Origin of the sequence: Sphingobium sp. AP50 (assembly GCF_900109095.1) — a bacterium.
GTDB lineage: Bacteria > Pseudomonadota > Alphaproteobacteria > Sphingomonadales > Sphingomonadaceae > Sphingobium.
In genome coordinates this window covers 32,095-57,887 of sequence record NZ_FNYZ01000024.1, presented here as the reverse complement: position 1 = coordinate 57,887, position 25,793 = coordinate 32,095, and the positions used below count along the sequence as shown (strand labels likewise).

Genomic DNA, 25,793 nt, shown 5'->3' with positions numbered 1-25,793 from the left:
TGTCTTTCCAATATATGACGGGCCGGACATTCAGGGGACATATTACGGCTCCTTAACCCCTATTGCCTATTGCAGGCTCGTTGCCCCCTGACCGGACCGCCCCCCAATGACCGCGTTGCTCATCACCGTCGACACGGAACTTTCCTCCTCCCTGCACCAGCGGGGCGTCGATCTTGAGGATAATGTACGGCGCTCGATCTGGGCGGAGGCACAGGGTCAGCCCTTCGGCATCGGCTGGCAGATGGACCTGCTCGATCGCCATGGGTTGAAGGGGGTCTTCTTCCTCGATCCGATGCCCGCGCTGGTCCATGGTCCCGCCTTCCTCAAGCCGATCGTCGGCGCGATCGTCGCGCGCGGGCATGAGGTGCAGATGCATATTCACACCGAATGGCTGGCCTGGGCGAAACATTCCCCTGTCGGCGGCCGTCAAGGGCGCAATATCGGGGACTTCACGCTGGATGATCAGATCATCCTGCTCGGTCTTGCCCGACAGTTGCTGGAGGATGTCGGCGCCCCGGCTATCACGGCCTTTCGCGCCGGCAATTTCGGCGCCAATGACGACACGTTAAGGGCGCTCGCTGCTATCGGCATCGTCTGGGACAGCAGCGTCAATCCCGCCTATCTCGGCCGCGAATGCGGCATATCCGCTGATCCGGCGCAGGTCGGCGCAACCCGTAAACTTGGCGTTGCCGAACTACCCGTGTCGGGCATTGCCGATCGTCCCGGCGGCTTTCGCCCAGCCCAGATCTGCGCCATGTCGGCGGCGGAAATGCGTGCGGGTCTGCGCCACGCCGCGCGAGAAGGGCATGATGCCTTCACCGTCGTCACCCATAGTTTCGAAATGCTCTCACGCGATCGCCAGCGGCCCAACGGCACGGTGATCGCCCGTTTTGAGGCGCTTTGCCGGGAGGCCGACCGTCTGCCTGCGGTGCATGGCGCCGGCTTCAACGACCTGCCGGTCGATCTGGCCGACCGGCCGACGCGGCTCTTCAGCCGCGTGGCGCCCAATCGCCTGCGCACCGGACTGCGCGTCGCCGGGCAGGCCTGGGCGACCTGGCGCTACGAACATCGTCTGGTCCCTGCGTGAGCGATCTTCCCGGTGCAATCGTCCTAGGTGTCGAGAATGCGATCGGCCTGACGGTCGTGCGCGAACTGGGCCAGCATGGTGTGCCGGTGCATGGCGTGGCGCGGGATGCCGATGCCGTCGGCGTTGCCTCGCGCTATTGCAGCACTTGGTCGCCACGGCTCCCCGGTCCGATATCGCAATGGCTGCCCGATCTGATCGCGCAGACCGGTGCCCGCGCGGTTCTGGCCATCTCTGAACCGGACCTCCTAGACCTGTCATCGCTACCCGCGCGGATCGGCGATTGCCATATCCTGACCCCGCGTCTCGCTCCGCTGGAGAAGGTGCTCGATAAATTCCGCACGCTGGAAATTGCCGATACCGTGGGACTGTTGACGCCGCAGACCTGGCAACCGCGCGCGGGCGAGGATTTTGCCGAGCGGGCAGCGACCATGCCCTATCCGCTGGTTGCGAAATGGTCCAACCCGCCGGAAGTCCAGCCGATATTGGAGCAGGCGGGGCTTGAATGGATCAAGACCGACTATATCCGCACGCCGCAGGAACTGGCCGCCTTGCTGGATCGCTATGCGCCGATCGGGCGCTGGCCGCTGATCCAGCAATATTGCCGGGGCGTGGGTCTGGGCCAGATGCTCTACATGCAGGACGGGCAGGCAACCTTGCGCTTCCAGCATCGCCGCCTGCATGAATGGCCACCCGAAGGCGGGGTGTCGACCTATTGCCGGGCCGAACCCGCCGCCACGCATCAGGCGCAGATGGCCCTTTCGGAAAAGCTGTTGCAGGCGCTCGACTGGGAAGGGCAGGCGATGGTCGAATATCGCTATGAACCTGATAGCGGCCGCTATTGGCTGATGGAGGTCAATGGCCGTTTCTGGGGCAGCCTGCCGCTGGCCCGCTATTGCGGCGCCCATTTTGCCTGGGAAGCCTATCGCCGCGCGGTGCTGGGCCAGACCGATCCCGCGCCATCCGCCCGTGACGATCTGCGCGCCCGCTACATGGTGCCGGAAACCAAGCGTCTGGCGCGCATCCTGCTGGCGCCGGGCCGCATCGGCGACCCCTTTTTCCGCCGTCGACCCTTCGCTGACCTCACCGCCTATCTGCTGGACTTTCTCGATCCGCGCGCCCGCTATTATGTCTTCAGCCGTGCCGACATGCGGCCATGGCTGCGCGACATGGGGCAGATATTCAGGAAAGCCGTGCGCCGGGAAAGGCGATGACCAGCGCGCCAATCGCCTGCTCGACGCGGCGGAGACAGCGCACCATATAGCGGTCGTCCAGTTGATAGGGATCATGCAGATGCGGCAACATCGGGCGCGTCCAGCGCCCCAGCAACATGCGCGGCAGATGCCGGACGCGCGGATCGGCCGCCAATCGGTGCAATTGCCGCACTTCCATCGCCAGCAGCAGATCGCCCTCCTGCGGCACATAATCCTGAAGGTCGATGGCCCGATGCGCCGACAGGTCATATCCCAAAGCTTCGGCGGCTAGGATCGCCGGACCATGCGCTGTCCGCCCCGTAGTGGTCGACAGGCCGAAGGAAACACTGTTCATCCCTGTGCGCTGCGCGACGATATCGGCAAAGGCACTGCGACAGATATTGCCTTGGCATACGAACACCAGCCGCCGGACCTGCGCCGGATCAGGCGTCAGGCTGGCCGACTGGCCTAACGCCAATTGCGGATAGGACAAAGCCAGCCGCACCAGGCCGCGAAAGGTGCCAAAACGGGATCGGATCATGGGTTACCCTGAAAGAATGGCGGGAACGGGACGATCAATGGACTGGCCAACATTGTCGGAATAGCCTGTTTGTCCACCAAATCCGCTAAAATTTCCCTACATGTCCTTTTCACAACCATGATTTGCCGTTTCGGGTCATGACAGGGCGGCCGATGATCGCCGCCCCGCACGATTTCAGGCTTCAGAAATGTCGGCTCAGCGACAGGCGCCAATTGCGCGGCTGGCCGGGGGTGATGCGGTCGAGACAGCAGGAGTCGGGGAAATAGCGCTCCTTCAGCAGGTTATTGACAGTCAACTGAAGGCCCCAATTGCCGATCGTGTAGGACAGGCCTGCATCCACCAGAATATAGGAAGGCAGTCGATACAGGGCCGCGTCGGGGACGGCGCCATTGCGGCTGCTATTATAGACGAAGCCCAGATTGGCGCCGACATTGGCCAGCGGCCCCGTGGGGATGACATAGCGTCCATACAGGCTGACATTGTGGCGCGGAATATTCTGCAATTCGGTGCCGGCCGGGATCGTTTCATCCTCCAATATCTTTGCGCGGATATAGGCGTAGGCGACATTCACCGTGGCGCCCGGCACAGGCCGCCACTGCCCCTCTACCTCGATCCCGCGACTGCGCTGCTTGCCGGTCACGCGCGAGAAATTGGGGAAATCGGGATCGCTGGTCAGCACGTTCGATCGTTCCAGATCATAGAGCGATATCATGCCGCTGACGGTGCCGTCGGTCGGTGCGAACTTGATGCCGCCCTCTATGTTCCGGCCGCGTTCCGGCGGTGCCTGACCGATCAGGCTGGGGGCGCCGCTGGCATCTTTCTCCAGCACGATCTGCGATCCGAACTGCGGGGTGAAGGACTTCGCCCATGTTCCGTACAGGGCCAGGTCCGGCACCAGTTCATAGGTGGCGCCGACGCGGGGGCTGAACGCCGTCTGCAATTCGCCATTGGATTTCGCCCGGTCCCATCGTCCGCTCAGCGTCACCGTGAAACGGTCTGTCAGTGTGACATGGTCCTGAAGATAGAAGCCAAGCTGGTCGTTCTTTGCGCTGCCCGAATAGGGCGCGGCGGTCGGCACCAGCGGCGCGTCATAATCGGGTGAGACGACGTCCAGCGGGAAATGCGACGCATCGAAATCGCCATCCCCCTGATAGCGTTCCCGATTCTGCCGATAGTCCACGCCAGCAAGGATAGCATGACGGATCGATCCGGTGGCGAACTTTCCGGTTGCCCGCGTGTCGACGGCAAAATCCTTGTCGGTGCTGCTATAGGGCCCATAATAGTAGCGGCCCAGCGTGCGCCCCTGCTGCACGCCGTCCACCACATTATCGTCCAGGAAACCGCCAACGAACATCCACCGATCCCAATAAGTGGTGCGATGGGTGTAGCGCAGCGTCTGACTGATCCCGAATGCATCGCTGAAACGGTGATCGAACATGGCGCTGATCGACTTGCGATTCTGATTGTACACGGCCTTCTGGTCCCCGCCATTGTTGATCGAAAAATCGATCGGCGTCGGGCCATAGGCGCTGGGCAACACCGTGCCCCAGCCGCTGACCGGGGAGAAGGGATTGTCCCGATCACGCTGATAGACACCCAGCAGGGTCAGGCTGGTGCTGGGCGCGATCTGCCACTTGATAGAGGGCGCGGCATAAATCCGGTTCTGGCCCGAATTGCGCACGAAGGAATCGACGTCCCGATAGATCAGGTTCAGTCTGGCCGAAATATCCTCGTTTAGCGGCGCGTTGGCATCGATCGCCCCTTCGATCAGATCATAGGAGCCGGTCGACAGCGTCATGTCCATGAAGGCATCCGCCTGTGGTCGCTTGCTGACGAGGTTGACGATGCCGCCCAGCGGTGCCGATCCGAACAGGGCGGATGCCGGTCCCTTGACGACCTCCACCTGTTGCAGGCCAGCCAGTTCGTTATTGCTGCCTACGCCAGCCTCGCTCAATATGCCGTCAAGATAAACGCTGCCATAGGCTGCATCATAGCCGCGGATCGTATAGGCGTCGAAAAAGCCATAGGTGCTGCTGCGCGATACGCCCGCAACGCTGCGCAACGCATCGGCCAGGCGCGTGACGCCGCGCTCCTTGAGCGTGTCAGCGGTCACCACGGAAATGGCTTGCGGTGTCTTGATGAGCGGCACATCGGTCTTGGCGGCATTCGCTTCGCCCAGATGCATGCCGGTGACCACTATCTGGCTCGGCGGCGTTTCCTCTTCAGATGCCGGCTGCTGCGCCTGCGCTGCCAAAGGCATCAGCCAGACCATTGCGATTGAACTTGCCGATATATGCCAGTTGATCATTACCCACTCCCCAAATACCCGGTGAGCAGATACTGAGAGTCACTTTCAATAGCAATGCATAGAAATATTTCGGACAAATCGGCGTGTGTGCAGTCAGGGTTCAAGGGCGTTCATAGAGACGCGAGTTAATACGCAAGGACAGGACATAATGAGGTGCTTGGCCGAATCTCTCACATGATTCTGACGGAAGGCATGAAAGCCTTACTGTTCAGCGAAAGTCCGATGACCCAGTATGAATGGCAAGGCATGCCGGCATGCTGGCTAGCGGCTTAGACCTGAAAAAAGGAAAAGTGGCGGAGACGGAGGGATTCGAACCCTCGGTGGCCCCTTAAGGCCACGACGGTTTAGCAAACCGCTGGTTTCAGCCACTCACCCACGTCTCCGCACGGATTTGCCTGTCTCTTGTGGAGGCGGGCAGTGGCTAAGGCGCGCTATAGCGGGGCCTTAGCGGCATGGCAACGGTCCTTCGCACGGATTTTTTGCATTGCAGCTTTCTTGTCGGATTCGATCCGGCGTGGAATCGACTCGGGCTGCCGTTCGTTCATTGTCGTTTCAGCTTCGAACCCGATAATCTGGTACATGGTTTCAAGAGCGGCCTTCCGGGGAGTAACGGGCATGATCGGCATTACAGGGCGCATGAGCGCCCGAATCGCGCGTATCGCGACATTGGGCGTTGCCCTCGCGGGTGTCGCGCTGGCGCCGGTCAGCGCCTCTGCGCAGGTGCGCACGATCGATCCCAACACGGCAATCGATTCGGATCTTGCCCCGCCCCCACCGGCCAACAGCGCGCCGACCGATCCGGGTGTCGATTCCAGCGCCAATCAGGACAATGGCACCACCTACAGCCCCCCTCCGGCAGCAGGCGGCTCCACCGCTACCGGCGCGCCCGTCACGGCCGATTCGCCACCTTCCACCATATCGCCTGCCGAATCTTATCAGGAAGACGATCTGATCGGGGCGGCCGAGGGCGTGTTCGGCAAGGGCGCGGAAGGTCTGGCCGGCATCATCGAAAAGGTGCTGAAGGATCAGGGGCGGCCCAACGCCTATATCGCCGGGCGTGAAGCGTCGGGCGCCTTCGTCGTCGGCCTGCGCTACGGCTCGGGCACGCTCAACCACAAGGTGGAGGGCAAGCGCGAAGTCTACTGGACCGGCCCGTCCATCGGTTTCGACGTTGGCGGCAATGCGGCCAACACCTTCGTCCTCGTCTATAATCTCTATGACAGCCAGGATCTCTATCATCGCTTCCCGGCGGCGGAGGGCACGGCCTATCTGGTCGGTGGCTTCACCGCCAGCTATCTGCGCTGGGGCAATGTGGTGCTGATCCCGATCCGACTGGGCGTCGGCTATCGGCTAGGCGTCAACGCCGGCTATATGAAGTTCACCGAAAAGCGGAACTGGCTGCCCTTCTGACGGCAGCTTCGCGGGCTGCCGGGCTTATGCCAGCAGCCCGTTGAAACGCCGGTCCCACAGTGCGCCGGCGTCAAATCCGCCCTTGGCCACGCCGAATCGCCGGAACAGGTCGGCGGCACCCTGCTGGTCGGCGATCGCTTTGTCATCGATCGGCACCAGCCGGGTCGGATTCTTCTTCAGGCGGCGCCATTCCAGATAATAGGATTGGTCGATGCCGGTGGCTTTGGCCAATATTTGCGCCCATTGTTCGTTATGGTTTTCCATCCAGTCGATGGTCGCCCGGAACCGCAGCAGATAATCACCCAGATCGCGGGCCTTGTCGGCATCGTCCAGCGATGCCCGATTGGCGATGACGACGCCGTTACCGGCATAATCGCCCTCCGCCTGCGCCACCAGCCGACCGCCATAATGGCGCTGCGCCAATATCGTTTCGATCCCCTGCGTCACCCAGAAATCGAGCTGGCCCGACGCGAAGGCGGCGGGCAGCGTGTCGCGGGCCAGACTGACCGGCACGATATCGTCCCATGTCAGCCCCTGCTGCTCCAGCAGTTGCAGCAGATAATAATGATAGTTGGACGACCGCAGATAGCCGACCCGCTTCCCCTTCAGGCCGGCGGCCGATCGCGCGCCAAGCCCCTTGCGCGCCACCAGCCCCAGCAGCCGCGCCTGCGCGTCGGACCGGATCAGCGCGACGATGCGGTTATCTTTCAGCGATCCGCCCCAGATGGTCAGCGGAATATCGGTGAAGTTCGACCCGGCGTCCAGTTCCCCGCTGCTGATTGCCTGAAGCGACAGGTCGAAAGGCAGAATGGCGTAATTCACGGCATAGGGCGTGTCCGCCTGCCCGGCCGGCTTGAAGAAATTCTGATAGCCTTCCTTGGTCGTGGAGATGCCCAGCGTGCGCCCCTTGGCCGTGGCGCAGCCGGGCAGGGCGATCGCGCCTGCCAGACCCACGCCCGCGCCCAAAATCGCACGCCGACTGAAGCCGGACTCAGAAACGCCAGGTTGCGCGGGCATAATAAAAGCCTCCATAGAAGCCGAACGGGCTGTTCGACGCATAATATTGGGAGCCGCTGCTGTCGGCGATGGTGCTGCGTTCGGGATAGACGTCGAACAGATTGTTCGCGCCGACCGCGAAATCGACCTTGGGCGTGATATGCCATGTCGCCTCCAGATCGGTGATCCAGCGTGCGCCATAATGCTGGTCGTTGACCGCCCCGGCGGTCAGCAACTGCACCGACCCATAGCGTTGCAGGCGCAGATTTATGCTGATCGGGTCGCTATCCCACAATGCGCCAAGGATCAGCTTGGTGCGCGGATTGCCGACCTCGATATAGCCCTGCGCCACCCGGTCGAACAGCGTCAGGCCAAGGCTGGCGAGTTGCGTCGGCGTGGCGGCGATGTCGGTGATCTTGGTGTTGTTGTAGTTGAAACCGAGCGACCAGTTGATCTTGCCATAATCGCCCAGATTCTGAGCATATTGGCCGACCACGTCGACGCCCAGCGTGCGGGTGTCGATCGCATTGGTATAGTAATTGACGATCTGCCCCGTCTCCAGCCCGTTGGCGGCGAGGATGGCGTTGACCCCCGCGCCGGAAAGCTGCCCGGTCTGGGAAATGCGGTCCTTCAACCAGATCGCATAGCCATCGACCGTCAGGGTTGCGCCGGGCGATGGTGTGAAGGACAGGCCGCCCGACAGGTTCACCGACTTTTCCGGCTTTAGCGGCTTGGCACCCAGTGCGATGCCCGCTGCGCTGTCGGGCTTGACCGTTCGCGTGGTGGTCAGGCCCGTGATCACGCCATTGACGATCGAATAGCCGCGCGCCGCGCTGGCAAAGCCCTGCTGCGTCAGCGATGGGGCGCGGAAGCCGTTGCTCACCGTGCCGCGCAGCGCCAGCGTGGGGGTCAGCTCGACGCGGGTGGTGAATTTGCCCACCACCACATCGCCCGCGCTGTCGTCATAATGTTCGAAGCGGCCGGCGACACCCACGTCCCAACCCGGCAGCGGCTGGGTCGACAGGTCGACATAGGCGGAGATATTGTTGCGGCGCAGGTCGGCGGCGTCCTGAGGCAATATGGTGATGCCGCCCTGCGCCCCGATCGCGGCGGCCTGACCCGCAAAGGGGCTGCCGACGGGATAGATATAGCCACCATTGGCATAGGCCGCCTCATCCTGCACGATCGTCTGACAGCGTTCGTGGCGGAATTCGGCGCCGACCGCGACATTCAGCGGTGAAGCCAGCCCGATGTCGAAGCCGCGCCGGATATCGGCATTGCTGGTCCACTGGTCGAAAATCGCGTCGAACGTGTCGAACCGGGTCGGGCTGTCCGGCCCCAGCGAGGGGTTCAGCGTATCTTCCATTCCATTGTCGGCATGGTGGCGGCCGAAAGTGGAGCTGACGTCCCAGTCCCAGGCGCCGGCCTTGCCCTTCAGGCCGGCGAGAATCTGGAAATCCTTGTCGGGGAAGCGGCCGGTCGGCTGAATCACATCGTCATAGAGTTCGGGGATGTAACTGGTGCTGTTGGGCAGGCGATAGGTCTGGCCATTCTTGATGTTGCGGATGCCCAGCGTGCCATAGCTGTAAAGGGTGGTCGTGCCGCCCTCGCTCAGCGGCAGTTCGGCATTATAGGCGGTATAGAGCGCGCGGGTCCGGGCGAGTCCCCCGCGCGTCAGATGGCGGTCGCGGGTCGTCTCGCGCGGGTCAGCCACGCCGTTGATCTTCGGATAGATCTGCACCGTGGCCAGGCCGGGGCGGAAAGCGAAATCCTGCAGGAAATAGTCAGCCGACAGGTTAAGGAAGCCATTGTTGGGCAGGCGAAAGCCATGGTTCAGGCGAATCTGCGCCTGCTCGCCATCGCTTTCATAGCGTTGGCCGCCATAAATCGTGGCCGATCCGCCCGAGGCGTCGGATTTGAGCACGATGTTGATGACGCCCGCGACCGCATCCGATCCATATTGAGCGGCCGCGCCGTCGCGCAGGATTTCGACATGGTCGATCGCGCTCATCGGAATCTGGTCGAGGTCGACGGCATTCGCGCCCGAAGCCTGCGCCGTGGTCGGCAGCGGAATCGAACTGGGATGGCGGCGCTTGCCGTTTACCAGCACCAGCACATGCGCGCCGGAAAGTCCGCGCAGGCCCGCCGGGCGCCCGAAAGTGTTATAGGCCGCGTTGGAGCCGGTATCGACCTTGAAACTGGGCACCAGTGCCGACAGCGCATCGCGTAGCTGGCCTGCTGCGCCACCGGTCGCCACCAGCGCGTCATTGCCCACCACATCGATCGGCGCTGTGCTCTGAGCGACGGTGCGGTCGGCGCTGCGGCTGCCCAGCACGACGATGTCCGCACCGGCGGTGGCATCGGTATCCGGCGCGTCGGCGGCGATCGCGCTGCCATGCCATGCTGCGGAGCCAAGCAGCGCGATGGTCAGCGCGTGGCGAATATCTCTTGTCATTGGACCCCCGATTATTCTGATCGAGGATCGGCTAAGCCACGGCGTCCGGACGAGCCAACGAGAAGCCCTCATTCCCTCATTGGTTCTGCTCAACCCTGCTATCATCGCCCGATGTATTCGTATGCGTGACTTGCTCCGCGCAGCGCCCCATGCCAGCGCTGGCAATGGAGCGCAGGCGGGCGGCAGGCCCGCCGCGCGATGAGGAGGAAAGGCATGGAAAAGCCGCGTCAGGGCTTGGCCGGGCTGTGGAATATCAGCTTCGGCTTTTTCGGCATCCAGATCGGCTTTGCGTTGCAGAACGCCAATATGAGCCGCGTCTTCCAGTCGCTGGGTTCCAGCATCGACGATCTGTCCGCTTTGTGGATCGCCGCGCCGCTGACCGGGCTGCTGGTCCAGCCGGTCATCGGCCATCTGTCGGACCGTACCTGGCTCGGCCGTCTTGGCCGACGGCGCCCCTATTTCCTGCTTGGCGCAATTCTGGCCGCGATCGCCCTGATCTTCATGCCGCGCAGCGACGGATTGCTGATGGCAGCGCTCCTCCTCTGGATGCTGGACGCCAGCCTCAACATCTCGATGGAGCCGTTCCGCGCTTTCGTCGGCGACATGCTGCGCAAGGACCAGCATGTGGTCGGCTATGCCGTGCAGACCGCCTTCATCGGCGCGGGCGCGGTGGTGGGGTCGCTCTTCCCCTATCTGCTCGATCATCTGGGCGTTGCCAACGTCGCCCCGGTGGGCAGCGTGCCCGATACGGTGCGTTACAGCTTCTGGGCCGGTGGTGCCGCCTTGCTGGGCGCGGTCCTGTGGACGGTGCTGACGACGCGCGAATATGCGCCGGACGAAATGCGCGCCTTCGCGATCGATGCGGATACACCTGCCGCGCCCGATCTGGCGCAACGGCTGCTGCTGCCCTGCTGCGCATGGATCGGGGCAGGGGCCCTGGTCGCTCTGGCCGTCGATCTGTGGGGGATGGAGAAGGAAGTCTATCTGCTGGGCGCGCTGCTGGCCGGCTATGGACTGGCCAGCATGGTCGCGATCCTGCTGGCGCGATCAGGGCGCGGCGACAATATATTGGCCCATATCGTGGGCGATGTGGCGGGGATGCCGCCGATCATGCGCCGCCTTGCCGTCATCCAGTTCTTCAGCTGGTCGGCGCTGTTTATCATGTGGATTCACACCACCCCGGTCGTCGCCCAATATATGTTCGGATCGGCCGATCCGGCGAGCGCGGCCTATCAGGCGGGCGGCAACTGGGTGGGCGTGCTCTTTTCCGTCTATAATGGCGTGGCGGCGGTCGCGGCCCTGACCCTGCTGCCCTGGATCGCCCGACGGATCGGCCAGGCGCGCACCCATGCCCTGTGTCTCACGGCCGGTGCTGCGGGATTTGCCAGCTTCCTGTTCGTGCGCGATCCTGACTGGCTGCTGCTCAGCGAAGTGGGCATCGGCATCGCCTGGGCCTCCATTCTCGCCATGCCCTATGCGATGCTCGCCTCCAGCCTGCCGGCCGGGAAGATCGGTGTCTATATGGGGCTGTTCAACATCTTCGTGGTGGTGCCGCAATTGCTGGTCGCGACCGCGATGGGATCGATCATGAAGGCCTTCTTCCCCGGCGATCCGATCTGGACCATGGCCTTTGGCGCCGCAACATGGATGGTCGCTGCCCTCGCATCGTTGCGAATCAAGGCCTGATTCGCGGTGATTCGCACGAAAAAGGCGAATCCGGCGTTCACGAACAACCCGTTGGAGATCATGGTTTCCGCTACGGAAAGCGTTGCATGTCGCTACGGATGCATATTTTGCAATCGCGAACAGAGCGTTCGCACTTGCGGCAAGCCTGCGCTTAAGTCAAAAAGAACCTGCCTTTCAGGCATCCTCTCCTAAAACTTTTACGGGCTGCTCTTCGGATCGGTCCGTTTTTTTTGCTGTTAAACGGTTGATCCGGGCTGAAGATCGGCAGTCGCAGGTCGGGCGTTACGCTTCCATCAGAGAAATGGTGGATGAAGGCAAAAACGGCTTAGGGCCGCCGCGCTGCACCATCATTCTGGTGCCGCTGCGCCGCCAGCGGACAGATAAGCTGATTAAGACGCATCGCATCCTGCGCGCCGGACGCAAAAGCCCGGCAAATCCAGTCCAGACACCGTGCCAGAAGCAGCATGGCCCTCTCCATAATCTTTATGCCTTCATCATAGCATAAGCATTTGGGGAGAGAAGGGGCGGAACGGCCTTCCTATCAAATGATACGATGCAGTACGGATTGCCGTGACGGCACCCTATTGGTCGGCGCCGATCACCCGATAGAGAAGGATGCGATTGCTCACCAGCGCCAGGTCGGTCGCGATCGCCGACTGCCGCGCCGAATAGAGCGTCCGCTGGTTGGTCAGTGCGGTCAGGAAGGTGTCGATCCCGGCGCGATAGCGTTGATCGGACAGATCATAGGCCTGGCTGCTGGCGCGGACCAGCCGCTGTTGCGCGGCCTGTTGCGCGTCGATCGTCCCTTCGCGGGCCAGTCCGTCGCTGACTTCCTTGAACGCCGTCTGGATCGCCTGCTCATATTGGGCGAGGTACATGTCGCGCTGCGCCTTGCTATAGTCCAGATTGCCCCGGTTCGCGCCGCCGAAGATCGGCAGGCTCGCGGAGGGACTGGCCGACCAGGTGAAGGCATTGCCGGTGAACAGCGACGACAGCGCCGAACTGGCGACGCCGATCGCCGATGTCAGGCTGATCTTCGGGAACATGGCGGCCCGCGCGGCGCCGATATCCGCATTGGCGGCCTTGAGCTGATGTTCGGCCTGCAGCACGTCGGGCCGTTGCAGCAATATGTCGGACGACAGGCCCGCCGGCACTTTCGCCACGCCTGCAATCAGGCTGTCGAGCGAACCGGGCAGCAGGGCATCCTCGACATGCGCGCCAGCCAGCAGGTCCAGCGCGTTGCGGTCCTGCGCGACCTGGGTGATATTGGCGGCGACGTCGGACGCGGCCTGCTCCACCGTGGTTTCCGCCTGATGCACGTCCAGCTTGCCGGCAAGCCCGGCGGTGTTGAGCGATTTTGTCAGGTCCAGCGTGCGCTGGGCACTGGCCTGCGTCTGGCGTGCCAGCGCCAGCAATGCCTGATCCGCCGCCAGCGTGGCATAGGCGGTCGCGGTTTCCGCGATCAGGGTGATGCGGGTCGATCGCGCGCCTTCCTCGGTCGCCAGATAGGTTTCCAGCGCCGATTCCGTCAGGTTGCGCACCCGGCCGAACAGGTCGATCTCGAACGCGCTGAAGCCCAGATCCGCGCTATAGCTATTCTGCCGGGCATCATTCTGCCGCGCGAAACTGGCACCGGCATCGGCGGTCAGGGTCGGCAATTGCGCTGCCCGCTGCACCTTATATTGCGCGCGCGCCGACTGGACGCTGGCGAGGGTGGCGCGCAGGTCGCGATTATTGGCCAGCGCCCGGTCGATAACCGTCTTGAGCTTGCTATCCTGCACCAGCACGGTCCAGGGCAGACCGGCCTTACCCTCCGCCTGCGCGGCATAGGCTTCACCGGTCGGCAGGGTGGCGGGCACCGGCGGGGCAGGGCGCACATAATCCGGCGCCATATTGCACCCGGCCAGCAACAGCCCGGCACTCAGCGGAAGAAGGGCGCGGGTCATGCCGGGACTCCTGCGTCGGGCGTGGTGGCTGGCGGTGCGCCATGGGGCTTGTCGCTGCCGAACAGGCGGGCGATCGTTAGGAAGAAGAGCGGCACATAGAAGATGGCGAGCAAGGTCGCCGTCGTCATGCCGCCCACCACCGCAGTCCCGATGGCGACGCGGCTCTGCGCGCCCGCACCGGTCGCCGTCGCCAGCGGAATGACGCCGGCGATGAAGGCGAGCGATGTCATCAGGATCGGACGGAAGCGCAGCTTGGCCGCCTCCAGCGCCGCCTCCAGCGCATTCTTGCCCTGCTTGTGCGCCATTTCGGCAAATTCCACGATCAGGATCGCATTTTTCGCGGCCAGACCCATGGTGGTCAGCAGGCCGACCTGGAAGAAGATATTATTCTCCAGCCCGCGACCCCACACCGCCACGACCGCACCGATCAGGCCCAGCGGAATGACGAACAGCACCGCCAGCGGGATCGACCAGCTTTCATACAGCGCGGCGAGGCACAGGAAGACGACCAGCACCGACAGGGCATAGAGCAAGGGCGCCTGTCCCCCGGAAATCTGCTCCTGATAGGACAGGCCGCTCCAAGCATAGCTGGTCCCGGCCGGAAGCTGCTTCTGCAATTCGACCATCCGGTCCATCGCGTCGCCGGAACTGGCGCCATCACCGGCCTGCCCCTGAATCTCGAAGGAGGACAGGCCGTTGAAGCGCGACACGGTCGACGGACCCATCGTCCACTGCGTCGTGGCAAAGGCGGAGAAGGGCACCATCTCGCCCGTGCTGCTCGACCGCACCATCCAGTTGTCGAGGTCGGTGGGCAGCGCGCGATAGGGCGCATCTGCCTGCATATAGACGCGCTTCACCCGGCCGCGATCGACGAAGTCGTTGACATAGGTGCTGCCCCAGGCGGAACTCAGCACATCGTCGACATTGGCCTGCGTCAGGCCCAGCACGGCCAGCTTTTCCGCGTCCACATTCACCTTGAGCTGCGGCGTATCCTCCAGCGTGGCGGCGCGCACGCCTGCCAGCATCGGGTCTTTCGACGCGGCGGCGATCAACTGGTTGCGCAGTTCCAGGAAGCGGTCACGGCTCAGGCCGCCGCTGTTCAGCAGTTCGAAGGTGAAGCCGTTGGACTGGCCCAGACCGCGAATGGCGGGCGGGGTCATGGCCAGCACCTTGGCATCGCGGATCGCCGCCAGTTGCTTGGTGGCGCGCCCGGCGATCGACCCGGCGGTGTTCACTATGCCCTTGCGATCGTCCCAAGGGGCGAGGTTGATGAAGCCCTGCCCGACATTCTCACCCTGACCCTGAAAACTGAATCCGGTCATGATGAAGGCAAAGGCGACATTGTCCTTCTCGTCATTCAGGAAATAATTCTGCACCTGGTCGATCGCGGCGCTGGTGCGGCTGGACTTGGCGCCGGCGGGCAGCGTGACCTGCACCATCACCTGTCCCTGATCCTCGACCGGCAGGAAGCTGGAGGGCAGCCGCACGAACAACAGCACCAGCAGCGCCAGCACCACGACATACAGGCCCCAGAACAGCTTGCGCCTGTGCATCACCTTGCCGGTGCGGCGCACATAGCCGTCGGTCATCCGCTCGAACCAGCGGTTGAACTTGCCGGCCCATCCCTTGTGCCGCTTTTCCTCGTCCGATCCCTTCAGCAGCGTCGCGCACAAGGCGGGCGACAGGATCAGTGCGACCACTACCGACAACAGCATCGAGGAGACGATGGTGATGGAAAACTGGCGATAGATGACGCCGGTGGACCCGCCGAAAAAGGCCATGGGCAGCAGCACGGCGGACAGGACCAGGGCGATGCCGACCAGCGCGCTGCCAATCTCCTCCATCGACTTGATCGTCGCATCGCGGGGCGACAGCCCCTCTTCCTCCATGATGCGTTCGACATTTTCGACCACGACGATCGCGTCGTCGACCAGCAGGCCGATGGACAGCACCATGCCGAACAAAGTCAGCGTGTTGATCGAATAGCCGAACAGGGCCAGCACGCCGAAGGTGCCGAGCAGCACGACCGGCACGGCCACGGCGGGCACCAGCGTCGCGCGCCAGCTCTGGAGGAAGATGAACATCACCACGACGACCAGCGCCACCGCTTCCAGCAGCGTCTGGATGACTTCCTCGACTGACAGCTTGATGAAGGGCGTGGTATCGCGCGGATAGACGACCTTGTAGCCGTGCGGCAGGTTGGACGACAGCTCGGCAACCTTGGCCTTGACCATTTCCGCGGTCTTCAGCGCATCGGCGCCCGGCGCGAGCTGGAGCGCGATGCCGGACGCCGGATGGCCGTTCAGCCGCGCCGACGTGGTATAGCTTTCATTGCCCAGTTCGACACGGGCGACATCTGACAGATGGACGATCGATCCGTCGGTCTGGGTCTTGACGATGATCTTGCGGAACTGGTCGGGCGTTTGCAGGCGCGCGCGCGCCGTGACCGTGGCGTTGATCTGCTGCCCGACGGGGGCGGGATCGGCGCCGATCTGACCGGCCGAGACTTCGACATTCTGCGCCGAGATCGCGCTCTGCACGTCCGACGGCATCAGCTTGACGGCGGCCAGCTTATAGGGGTCCAGCCAGATGCGCATCGCATATTGCGACCCGAAAATCTGGGTGGCGCCGATACCGTCGATGCGGGCGATCGGGTCCTGGAAATTATTGACCAGATAGTCGGCGATATCCGCCTGCGTCGCCGTATCCGTCTCGTCATACAGGCCGACCAGCATCAGGAAGTCGGTCTGCTGTTTGGTGACGGACAGGCCCTGCTGCTGCACGGCGCTGGGCAGGCGGCTCAGCGCCTGCTGCACCTTATTCTGCACCTGCACCTGTGCAGTGTCCGGGTCCGTGCCCTTCTGGAAGGTCACGGTGATCCGCGATTGCCCCGTCGCGCTGGACGAGGAGGAGAAATACATCAGCCCGTCAATGCCGGTCAGCTGTTGTTCGATGACCTGCGTAACACTGGTTTCGACGGTTTCGGCCGATGCGCCCGGATAGGTGGCGCTGATGCCCACGCCCGGCGGTGCGATATCGGGATATTGCGCGATCGGCAGCGATAGCATGGCGCCGATCCCGGCCAGCATGATGCCGATGGCGATGACCCAGGCAAAGATCGGCCGGTCGATGAAATAACGGCTCAGCACGGCGCGGCTCCTACTTCGATGCCGCGACGGCGACCGGCTTCACCATATCGTCGGGCTTCACCTTGTCGGTGCCTTCGACGATCAGCTTGTCGCCATTCTTCAGCCCCGCCGTGACCAGCCATTTGTCGCCGATCGCCTGGCTGGTGGTGACGATGCGCCGCTCGACCTTGTTTGCCTTGGTCACGACCAGCGCGGTCGCATTGCCCTTGGCATCGCGGTTGATGCCCTGCTGCGGCGCCAGGATGGCGCCGGGCACCACCGATTGCGGCGCCACCACGCGCACGAACATGCCGGGCATCAGCAGCCCGTCGGGATTGGGGAAGCGCGCGCGCAGCGTCACCGTGCCGCTGTTCACATCGACGATCGGCTCGGCAAATTCGATCCGGCCTTCCTGCGGATAGTCGGTCCCGTCGTCCAGCTTCAGCCGGATGGTGGCGCTGGCCGCCAACGTCTTGCCGGCCGCCAGCGACCGGCGAAGCGCCAATATCTGCGAACTCGACTGAGTCACGTCGACATAGATGGGATCAAGCTGCTGGATCGTGGTCAGCGGGTCGGTCTGGCTCGCCGTCACCAGCGCGCCGGGAGTGAAGAGCGTGCGGCCGATCCGCCCGCTGATCGGTGCGCGGACCAGCGTGAATTCCAGATTGACGTTGCTGGTTTGCAGGCTGGCACGCGCCTGCATCACCGATGCCTGCGCCTGCCGGGCGGTGGCGATCACATCGTCGCGATCCTGCGCGCTTACCGCCTCGGTGTCGCCCAGCGTGCGATAGCGCTGCGCCTTGGCCTGCGCGGCGACGGCGGTCGCCTGCGCGCTGGCCAGTGTTGCCTCCGCCTCGTCACGCGATGCGCGATAGAGGCGCGCGTCGATCTGATAGAGCGGCTGCCCCGCCGTCACCATCGATCCTTCGGTAAACAGCCGCTTCTGGATCAGCCCCGCCACCTGCGGCCGCACTTCCGACATCATGGTCGAAACGGTGCGGCCGGGCAGTTCGCTCGACACCGTCGCATTCTGCGCCGTCAGTGTCACGACGCCCACTTCCACCGGCCCCTTTTGCGGCGGCTTCTTCTCTCCGCAACCAGCGATCAGAATACAGATAGCCAGCGGTGCGACCCGAAGGCTCAGGCGGGAAGAGGGCGAAAACATGTTTTGGCGCATATCCTTGGTGGACCAGAAGGAGCCTCGCCACACATCCCGCACATGGCAGGGGGAGGGGGGAGGGGACCATGCGACTGGACGCGAGGCGAGCACTCCGACTGGCGTCGGCGGGGGCTGCCGACCTTGCCCTCATCGATAGTTTGCCTGTTACAGGAAAGAGGAACTTGTCGTCATTCTGTCTCCCTGCGTTTTGCGCGGTATCGCTTTGTATCAGCCTGTATCAGGGCACCTGACGGGCAGACTTCGCCCTGTATCGGCGCTACAGCGATAATATGGCTGACCTTGCCCCTTCCCGTGGTGCGACGATCGTCGTGGTCGATGATGATGCGGATATCCGCGATCTCATCGTCGGCCAGTTGCGACAGGAAAATTATCGTCTGTTCGGTGCGTCCAATCTGGCGGAACTGCGCCAGTATCTGCGCGACGAATCGGTCGACCTGATCGTGCTTGATCTCAACCTGCCCGATGGGGACGGCCTGTCCTTGTGCCGAGAATTGCGCAGTGATGGCTCCGACGTGCAGATCATCATGGTCACGGCGCGGGGCAGCGCGATCGACCGGGTACTGGGGCTGGAACTGGGCGCCGACGATTATCTGACCAAGCCGTTCGAGCCGCGCGAACTGCTGGTCCGCATCCGCAATCTCCTGCGGCGTGGGCGCAGCGAACCGGCCCTGCGCGGCGCGACGACGATGCGCTATGCCCATTTCGGGCCATGGCGGCTCGACCTGCAACAGCGGCGGCTGATCGCGCCGGATGACAAGCTGGTGATGTTGTCCTCCGCCGAATTCCGCCTGCTCAATCGCTTTCTGGAAGAACCCAATGTCGTGCTGGCGCGCGAAACCTTGCTGCCGGAACGACGCGCCACTGCCGCGTTCGACCGCTCGATCGATCTTCAGGTCAGCCGCCTGCGTCAGAAACTGGCGGCCATATCGGGTGGTGACGAACTGATCCTCACGGTCCGGGGTGAAGGCTATGTGCTGGCCAGCGGGGTCGATTATTCATGATCCTGCTCCACTGGATCGGGCGCGTGCGCAGCTTCTTCGGCACGATGGCGGGGCAGATTTTCCTGATCCTGACGCTGGGCATGTCGGTGGCGGCGATCCTCGCGCTACTGGTGGCCGAACAGGCCCGCCATCATGATTTCGAGCGCGTCCGGCGCCAGCGCGTGGTCGCCAGCGCGGTCGATATCGCCGCCCGGCTGCGCCATGATCCCGCCGGGGTCGAAGCGATGATGGCCGACCATAATATCATCGGCGCCTATCCCGCACCCGAAGGCGTGGCGCTGAGCGATACGGATTCCGATCTGGAAAAGTCGCTGGCCGATCGTTTCGGCCCGCAGTCCCAGCCCGAAGCGGCGCAATTGCCCGTTGGCCTTTGCTTTCCCGATCATAAGGAGGAAAAGGACCGGGCCGCTGGCCTGATCGGCGCGCCGCGTCCGGATTGCTGGATCGTGCGCTTCACCGACGCCGGCGGTCAGCGCCGCGCCATGGCGCTCACCTTCCCCCGGATCGTGAAACCCGGCAGCACCATCTTCAACCCCATCTATCTGATCGTCATCATCGCGGCCTCGGCGGGGCTGGCGATATTGGTCGCGCGCTTCGTATCAAAGCCGCTGCGCCGGCTGGAGCGGGCGGCGGAGGCCTTTTCGCTGTCGCTCGATCCCGAAGATGTGCCGGAGGCCGGGCCGGAGGAGGTGCGTGCCGCGCTCTCCACCTTCAACCTGATGCAGCGTCGCGCCCGCGCGGGTTTTGCCGAGCGTACCCAGTTGCTTGCGGCGATCAGCCATGATCTTCAGACCCCGCTCACCCGGCTGCGGCTGCGGCTCGAACTGGTCGACAATGTCGAGCTGCGCGACCGGCTGCTCGCCGATCATCAGGCGATGCAGACTCTGGTGCGGGAGGGGCTGGACCTCGCCAGCAGTACAGAGGCGCGCGAGGAATGGTCCGTGCTCGATATCGATTCCCTGCTCGCCAGCATGGCGGAGGATGCGCAAGATCTGGGGCAACCGGTCCGCTTCGTATCGGGATGCGGCGGCACGGTAAGAGTGAAGCCCAATGCGCTGACCCGCTGCATCGGCAATCTGGTCGACAATGCCGTCAAATATGGCGGCTGCGCGGAAATCGCTTGCGAACAGGCGGCCGGTCGACTGATGATCCATGTGCGCGATCATGGCCCTGGCATTCCCGCCGATCAGATCGACCAGATGTTCGAACCCTTCACAAGGGGGCCGAGCAGCCAGCCCGGCGGCCGCAACGGCACCGGCATCGGCCTGACCATCGCCCGCTCGCTGGCGATGAGTTTCGAAGCATCGGTGCGGCTGCGTAATGCGGAGGAAGGCGGCCTGATCGCCACCATCGAGATGAAGGGCTGAGTCTCAGGCGCGCAGGATCAGCCCCAGCAGGATCATCGCCCATGCAACGGGCACGCCGATACGCGGCAGGGCGGGCCGATAGGTCATGCCCAGCATCACCAGGCCGCCCAGCAATGCCAGCAGCCCGACCCAGCCCACCAGCGCCATGCCGGGGTCGGCGTGGCGCAACAGGCTGAGCAGCGACAGGGCGAAGCAGGTCCAGCCCGTCATCTCCAGATGCGGCACGAAGCCGCGCTTCTGCCAGCCGCCCAGCAGCACCGGCCGATGCCGCTGCATCCGCGCCGCCAGCGCGAACAACGACAGATAGAGAAGACCCGCCGTCAGCATCATGCCGGCACCATTCGGCGCCGAGCGGGCGTGACTGCGGGCTTGCGCCGCACCTGCCGCCAGACGATCAGCGCCAACCCGGCCGCCGTCGCCAGCAACAGGCCATTGCCGGTCATCAGCACCGGGTCGGTCGCCCAGACCGGCCCCAGCAGTGCCGCCGTCGCGCAGCACAGCGCCAGCACGCCCAGCAGCAGCGGCCAGCCCCGCGCAGGCGCAAGGGTCAGACCGACCAGCAGCACGCCGCCCGCACTCCACAAGGCTACCGACACTTCCGCCTCGCTCCGCGCGGCCAGATCTAGCGGCAACAGTCGATTGGCCAGCAGAAACGCCGCCATGCCAATCGATGCGCCCATCAGCCCGCCGACATTCAGCCGCTCCAATATCCGGTTGCCGACCGATAGCGGCGCCCGCTCCCGGCGCTTGACCACCCACAGCGCCATGCCGGTAGCGATCGCCAGACTCAGCATCGCCCCGCCCAGAAAATAGAGCCAGCGCGTCAGCCCCGGCGCGAAATGCGCCATGTGCAGCCCATAGACGGTCTGATAGGCGCGCACGCCCGTCCGCTTTTCCGTCCAGGCCTTCAGCAGCTTGCCGGTCGCCCCGTCGAAACTGATTTCCGCCGGCAGATAGCCGATCGCCTTCTGCTCGACCGGATAGAGGGTGACGACCGCCGCCTTGTCGCCCGGATTGAAGACATAGACCCGGCCGATCGGCGCACTGAAATAGCGTTGCGCCTCATCCAGCATCGGGCCGATCGGCGCCAGCGTCGCTTTCTCGCCGCTGGCCACCCGGCTGACCGCGCCGGGGGTCAGATCGCTGTACATCGTCATCACATCGTCGCCATAGGCCGCCGTGATGCTCCAGGGCAGGTTCAGCGACGCCAGCGTCAGCAGCCCGGTAAAGGTGATCATGATGTGAAAGGGCAGGGACAGCACACCCAGCGCATTATGCCCGTCCAGCCAGGATCGCTGGCCCTTGGCCGGGCGGAAGGTGAAGATATCCTTGAAGATGCGCTTGTGCGCGATGATCCCCGTGACGATCGCCACCAGCATCAGCATCGCCGCCAGCGACGCCAGCAGCCGGCCCCAGGGATAGGGGAGTTGCAGCTCGAAATGCAGGCGATAGAAAAATTCGCCGCCCAGCGTGTCGCGCGCGACCGGCGCGCCGCTGACCGGATCGAGCGATTTGGTGAGATAAGCGCCGTCGCTGTCATAGGTAGCGTCGACGGTGTTGGACCGGCCATCGGGCGCGGACAGATACCAGCCGGTCGACCCGGTCGTATTGGCCGACAGCCAGGATGTCGCGGCCATTATCGCGCGGGACGGATCGGCCGGACCGCTGACTTCGGGCCGCATCCAGCGCCCGATTTCCGGCTTGAACACGCTCAGCGTCCCGGCCAGGCACATGACGAACAGGATATGGCCCAGCAACAGCCCGGTCCATCCGTGCAGCCAGGCCATGCACTGGCGCGCGCCGTCGCGAACCATCGTCATGCCGCCGGCTGCCCCGCCAGCCAGGCGATGCCGCCCAGCATCGCCGCCGCCAGCACCACGCCCGCCAGTGCCCGCCACGGCCCCCGCGCCAGAAAGGCCCAGATCGTCACGCCCGGCATCACCAGATAGGCGATCATCGTCGCCGTCGTCACCGCTTCCACCCGGCTCATAGGCAGGATGCGCGCCAGCGCCATGCTGGCGAGCGCGGCGACGCCATAGGCGCCCACCGTCCCCGCCAGCAGGCGCAATGTCACATTGGCGCGATAGGCCCAGCCATTTCGCCCCTTGCGGCGATCAAGGCCGGGCATTGCGGTCAAAAGTCCAGGCTCAGCGTGGCGATCGCGCTGCGCGGCGCGCCATAATAGGCCTGACCCCACATCAGGCTGTTGAGATAATAGGTGTTGGTCAGGTTGCGGACGTTGACGCTGGCGCTGACATGATCAGCCAGTTTCACGCTCGCCATCAAATCCACCACGGCATAGCCCTTCTGCCTCGCGGTTCCGCCATCGACCTCGGTAGAGATTGCATTCTGCCAGCGCAATTGGCCGCCCAGCTTCAGGTCGTTAAATTGCGGGATGGCATAGGTGGTCGACATTTTGAACGTCTGCGTCGGCAGCCATGTACGGGTGTCATTGCCCGCATCATCCTCGATATCCAGATAGGTATAGCCGCCATTCACGCTCCACTGGTCGGTGATATGGCCCGCGATCTCCAGTTCGAAGCCCTTCGACGTGGTGTCCACACCGCTATAATAGCTTTTCACGCCATCCTCGAACGTTCCGGCATATTCCGCCAGCCCGCTCTGCTTCGCGCGGAAGACGGCGGCGGTCACATAGAGCCGATCGTCGAACCACTGGCTCTTCACCCCCGCTTCGACGCTGGTGCCCTTGGCGGGATCGAGCCTGACGTGATTGGCGTCCACTTCGGTCTGCGGATTATAGATGTCGGTATAGCTGGCATAGAGCGAGACATGGCTCGTCAGGTCATAGATCAGGCCGGCATAGGGGCTGATCTTGCTATCCTTGCGATATTGGTCGGCATCATAGGAGGTGCCGGTGGTCTTCAGCCACATCACGCTCGCACCGACCACTGCCTTCAGATTGTCGGCCAGATTGAGGTGCGCCGCGCCATAGATGCGGGTCAGCCGGTCCTTATAGTCGCTCGCCAGATAGGAATCGTCATAGGTCGGCTCGGCGATCAGCCCCTGATCCCAGCTGTCCAACGAGGGATAGACGATGGTTTCGGAGGAAAAGGCCTCCCACTCCTTCGCCTTGGAGGTCGATGTCGACACGCCGAAGGCCAGCTTATGTTCTCGCCCGAACAGGCTGACCGGGCCGGACGCATAGAAATCGCCCAGATATTGCTTGTAGACGGACGGATAGATGCCCGACATGCCATAGACGCCCAGACCCGTATCCTTGTCCGGCGCGCCATAGGCATAGAGCAGCTTGGCCTCTTCCTCGAACCGCTTGACCGTCAGCACGCCCTTCAGCGCCCAGCCATTGGTGAAGCTATAGGCCAGTTCGGCAAAGGCGCTCTGGTCGACCGTGTTCCAATAGGTCCAGTCGGCCGAGGTGGAGGCCGATCGCGGATAGGATATCTGCGTGCCGTCGCTATAGACCAGCGGGAGAGCGCCCCACAGCACGCCGTCGCTGTTATTCTCCTGCCTGGAGAAGCCGACCGTGGCCTTCAACTGCGGCGTGATTTCCCAACTCAGCAGGCCGCCCATCACATCGCGATTGCCATGATTATAGTCGAGATAGGAATCGCGTTCCTCATGCGCATAGATCAGGCGGGCGGCGACCGTGTCGGTCAGCGGCACCGACACATCGCCTTCCAGCCGCCACTTGCCCCAGGAGCCGACCTGCGCCGATGCCTTCGCCTGAAACTCTTCCACCGGCCGCTTGCGGACATAGTTGATCGTAGCCGACGGGTTGCCGATACCGGTCATCAGCGCATTGGCGCCCCGGATCGTCTCGACATTCTCGAACAGGGCCGTGTCCAGATCGCCATATTGGATGCCCCAGATCAGCGGCAGGCCGATGCCGTCGATCTGAAAATTATTCACGTCGAAACCGCGCGAATTATATTGGGTGCGGTCGGTTTCCGCCCGCTCGACATTGATGCCGACGGCCTGATCCAGCAGGTCGTTGACATTGGTGAGCGCGAAATCCTCGATCCGCTCGCGGGTGATGATGCTGATCGATTGCGGCGTCTGGCGCAGCGTCAGCGACAGGCCGGTCGCCGAACTGGACGCCTGATCGGCTGCGCCGGTGACGATGATGGTGGAATCGACATTGGAGCCGACATCGGCCTCCGCCAGTGGTGCGGCCAGAGCATGGCCGGCGGGAATAAGGGCTATAACGCCTGCAAGCAGCGCGGAACGCAGCGGACGATTCATCGGATTCCCCTTCAATATATGATCGGGGCGCCCGCTAGAGGAATAAAGGAATGCGAGTCAATCGCATTAGCATTTTTGCCTGTTTATTTCTCTCTGTGGTGACATTATTGCCATTCCGCTGCTTGCCGAGTGTAAATCGCTCTTTGCGCGCTACAGGCCCAGCGCCAACTGATCGCCCTCATCCTCTGCTTCCTCACCCGCCAGATTATGGACGCCCAGCCCCAGCAGACGGACCCCCTTTGGCAATGGTAACTGGGCCAGCAGCAAATCCCGGCCCGCCTGCGCCAGCAAGGTGGGCGACCGCACCGGCGTAGCAAAGCTGCGGGATCGTGTGACGATCTGAAAATCGGCGAATTTCAGCTTCAACACGATCGTCCGCCCCCAGGCCTGCGCCTTTTCGATCCGGGTCCACAGGTTGACCGCGATCCGGTCCAGTTCTGCCACCAGCGGCGCCTCCTCGATCAGATCGTCGAAGAACGTATCCTCGACGCTCACCGACTTGCGGGTCTGCCGCTCATGCACCGGCCGGTCATCTTCACCCTTTGCCGCGCGATAATAGAAATCCGCCGCGCTGCCGAAATGCGTCTGGAGGAATCGCAGGTCGTGGGCATGCAGATCGGCACCCGTTTCGATCCCCAGCGCCTGCATCCGCTTCGCCGTCACCGGGCCGACGCCATGGATGCGCCGCACCGGCATCGCCGCAATGAAGGCTTCGCCCTGGCCCGGCCGTATGACGCAGATACCGTCGGGCTTGTTCTGGTCCGACGCCAGCTTGGCGATCAGCTTGTTATAGGAAACGCCGGCCGAAGCGGTGAGGCCGGTTTCGTCCCGGATCATCCGCCTGATCTCTTCGGCGATCTGCGTGGCCGATGCGATGCCCGGCTTGTTCACGGTCACGTCCAGATAGGCTTCATCCAGCGATAGCGGCTGGATGATGTCGGTGAATCGGCCGAATATCTCCCGCACCTGCGCCGACACCGCGCGATACACTTCGAAGCGCGGCTTCACGAATACCAGATCGGGGCACAGCCGTCGCGCCCGCGCGCCCGGCATGGCGGATCGCACCCCGAATTTGCGCGCTTCATAGCTGCATGTCGCCACCACCCCGCGCGGCCCGCCGCCTCCCACCGCGATCGGCAGGCCGCGCAGGGCAGGATCGTCGCGCTGTTCGACCGACGCATAAAAGGCGTCCATGTCGATATGGATGATCTTGCGCACCGGCTGGTCCATGGCGCCCTGCTATGCCACAGACAAGAACGAAAGGGAAACGCGAGGCG

At 63.5% G+C, this 25,793-nt stretch carries 19 protein-coding genes and 1 tRNA gene; 7 read left to right on the top strand and 13 right to left on the bottom strand.

The annotated features are described in order from the left end of the window. Nucleotides 1–106 precede the first annotated feature (106 nt). Entirely contained in the window at nt 107–1,087 is a 981-nt protein-coding gene (locus BMY84_RS25235; RefSeq protein WP_093087612.1) for a polysaccharide deacetylase family protein, read from the top strand. Beyond that, the gene (locus tag BMY84_RS25230) at nt 1,084–2,298 is read left to right on the top strand and encodes a carboxylate--amine ligase (RefSeq protein WP_093087611.1); all 1,215 of its coding nucleotides are present in this window, start codon (nt 1,084–1,086) and stop codon (nt 2,296–2,298) included. Before BMY84_RS25235 ends, BMY84_RS25230 begins: the two co-directional genes overlap by 4 nt. On the opposite strand, the gene BMY84_RS25225 is transcribed toward BMY84_RS25230, so the two are convergent. From BMY84_RS25225 to BMY84_RS25215, 3 genes are all read right to left on the bottom strand, one after another. Continuing rightward, nucleotides 2,267–2,818, bottom strand: a complete 552-nt coding sequence (locus BMY84_RS25225; protein ID WP_093087609.1) for an arsenate reductase/protein-tyrosine-phosphatase family protein — start codon at nt 2,816–2,818, stop codon at nt 2,267–2,269. The two genes, BMY84_RS25230 and BMY84_RS25225, sit on opposite strands and share 32 nt — an antisense overlap. A 181-nt stretch (nt 2,819–2,999) precedes the next feature. Then, nucleotides 3,000–5,126 carry a TonB-dependent siderophore receptor gene (locus tag BMY84_RS25220; protein ID WP_093087608.1) on the bottom strand — a complete coding sequence of 709 codons (2,127 nt, stop codon included), beginning with the start codon at nt 5,124–5,126 and terminating at the stop codon, nt 3,000–3,002. A gap of 291 nt (nt 5,127–5,417) precedes the next feature. Next, a tRNA-Ser gene (locus BMY84_RS25215) sits at nt 5,418–5,509 on the bottom strand. 232 nt (nt 5,510–5,741) lie between these two features. Here BMY84_RS25215 and BMY84_RS25205 point away from each other — a divergent pair. Beyond that, nucleotides 5,742–6,536, top strand: coding sequence for a DUF1134 domain-containing protein (locus BMY84_RS25205; RefSeq protein ID WP_093087605.1), 795 nt, complete (start codon nt 5,742–5,744; stop codon nt 6,534–6,536). Between the two features lie 24 nt (nt 6,537–6,560). On the opposite strand, the gene BMY84_RS25200 is transcribed toward BMY84_RS25205, so the two are convergent. Together BMY84_RS25200 and BMY84_RS25195 are read right to left on the bottom strand one after the other, a co-directional pair. Then, nucleotides 6,561–7,553 (bottom strand): ABC transporter substrate-binding protein, encoded by a 993-nt coding sequence (locus BMY84_RS25200; protein WP_177204199.1) that lies wholly within the window; start codon nt 7,551–7,553, stop codon nt 6,561–6,563. Further along, a complete protein-coding gene (locus tag BMY84_RS25195; RefSeq protein ID WP_177204198.1) occupies nt 7,528–9,987 on the bottom strand; it encodes a TonB-dependent receptor plug domain-containing protein in 2,460 nt (819 codons plus the stop codon). The genes BMY84_RS25200 and BMY84_RS25195 overlap by 26 nt, the downstream gene beginning before the upstream one ends. A 213-nt stretch (nt 9,988–10,200) precedes the next feature. Between BMY84_RS25195 and BMY84_RS25190 the strand changes: the two genes are divergently transcribed. After that, nucleotides 10,201–11,673 (top strand): MFS transporter, encoded by a 1,473-nt coding sequence (locus BMY84_RS25190; RefSeq protein ID WP_093087600.1) that lies wholly within the window; start codon nt 10,201–10,203, stop codon nt 11,671–11,673. An 82-nt stretch (nt 11,674–11,755) separates the two neighbouring features. Then, nucleotides 11,756–12,178 (top strand): hypothetical protein, encoded by a 423-nt coding sequence (locus tag BMY84_RS29990; protein ID WP_177204197.1) that lies wholly within the window; start codon nt 11,756–11,758, stop codon nt 12,176–12,178. Nucleotides 12,179–12,254: 76 nt separating this feature from the next. Here BMY84_RS29990 and BMY84_RS25180 read toward each other — a convergent pair whose 3' ends face one another. The 3 genes from BMY84_RS25180 to BMY84_RS25170 are packed head-to-tail and all read right to left on the bottom strand — an operon-like array spanning nt 12,255 to nt 17,912. Next, entirely contained in the window at nt 12,255–13,619 is a 1,365-nt protein-coding gene (locus BMY84_RS25180) for an efflux transporter outer membrane subunit (RefSeq protein ID WP_093087597.1), read from the bottom strand. Further along, nucleotides 13,616–16,768 (bottom strand): efflux RND transporter permease subunit, encoded by a 3,153-nt coding sequence (locus BMY84_RS25175; protein ID WP_093087595.1) that lies wholly within the window; start codon nt 16,766–16,768, stop codon nt 13,616–13,618. The genes BMY84_RS25180 and BMY84_RS25175 overlap by 4 nt, the downstream gene beginning before the upstream one ends. A 10-nt stretch (nt 16,769–16,778) precedes the next feature. Further along, nucleotides 16,779–17,912 (bottom strand): efflux RND transporter periplasmic adaptor subunit, encoded by a 1,134-nt coding sequence (locus tag BMY84_RS25170; protein WP_177204196.1) that lies wholly within the window; start codon nt 17,910–17,912, stop codon nt 16,779–16,781. 284 nt (nt 17,913–18,196) lie between these two features. On the opposite strand from BMY84_RS25170, the gene BMY84_RS25165 reads away from it, so the two are divergent. After that, complete coding sequence (locus tag BMY84_RS25165) at nt 18,197–18,928, top strand: response regulator (protein WP_093087594.1); 732 nt, start codon at nt 18,197–18,199, stop codon at nt 18,926–18,928. Beyond that, on the top strand, nt 18,925–20,295 hold the full coding sequence (locus BMY84_RS25160; RefSeq protein WP_371262450.1) for an ATP-binding protein: 1,371 nt from the start codon (nt 18,925–18,927) through the stop codon (nt 20,293–20,295). The genes BMY84_RS25165 and BMY84_RS25160 overlap by 4 nt, the downstream gene beginning before the upstream one ends. Nucleotides 20,296–20,298: 3 nt before the next feature. Here BMY84_RS25160 and BMY84_RS25155 read toward each other — a convergent pair whose 3' ends face one another. The 5 genes from BMY84_RS25155 to dinB form a co-directional block, all read right to left on the bottom strand. Beyond that, nucleotides 20,299–20,625 (bottom strand): DUF3325 family protein, encoded by a 327-nt coding sequence (locus tag BMY84_RS25155; protein ID WP_093087592.1) that lies wholly within the window; start codon nt 20,623–20,625, stop codon nt 20,299–20,301. Further along, nucleotides 20,622–22,115 (bottom strand): PepSY-associated TM helix domain-containing protein, encoded by a 1,494-nt coding sequence (locus BMY84_RS25150; RefSeq protein WP_177204195.1) that lies wholly within the window; start codon nt 22,113–22,115, stop codon nt 20,622–20,624. The genes BMY84_RS25155 and BMY84_RS25150 overlap by 4 nt, the downstream gene beginning before the upstream one ends. Then, nucleotides 22,112–22,423 carry a ketohydroxyglutarate aldolase gene (locus tag BMY84_RS25145; RefSeq protein ID WP_093087591.1) on the bottom strand — a complete coding sequence of 104 codons (312 nt, stop codon included), beginning with the start codon at nt 22,421–22,423 and terminating at the stop codon, nt 22,112–22,114. Before BMY84_RS25145 ends, BMY84_RS25150 begins: the two co-directional genes overlap by 4 nt. A 5-nt stretch (nt 22,424–22,428) precedes the next feature. Continuing rightward, nucleotides 22,429–24,516, bottom strand: coding sequence for a TonB-dependent siderophore receptor (locus BMY84_RS25140; protein ID WP_093087589.1), 2,088 nt, complete (start codon nt 24,514–24,516; stop codon nt 22,429–22,431). 150 nt (nt 24,517–24,666) lie between these two features. Continuing rightward, entirely contained in the window at nt 24,667–25,746 is a 1,080-nt protein-coding gene (gene dinB / locus BMY84_RS25135) for a DNA polymerase IV (protein WP_093087587.1), read from the bottom strand. Nucleotides 25,747–25,793 lie beyond the last annotated feature (47 nt).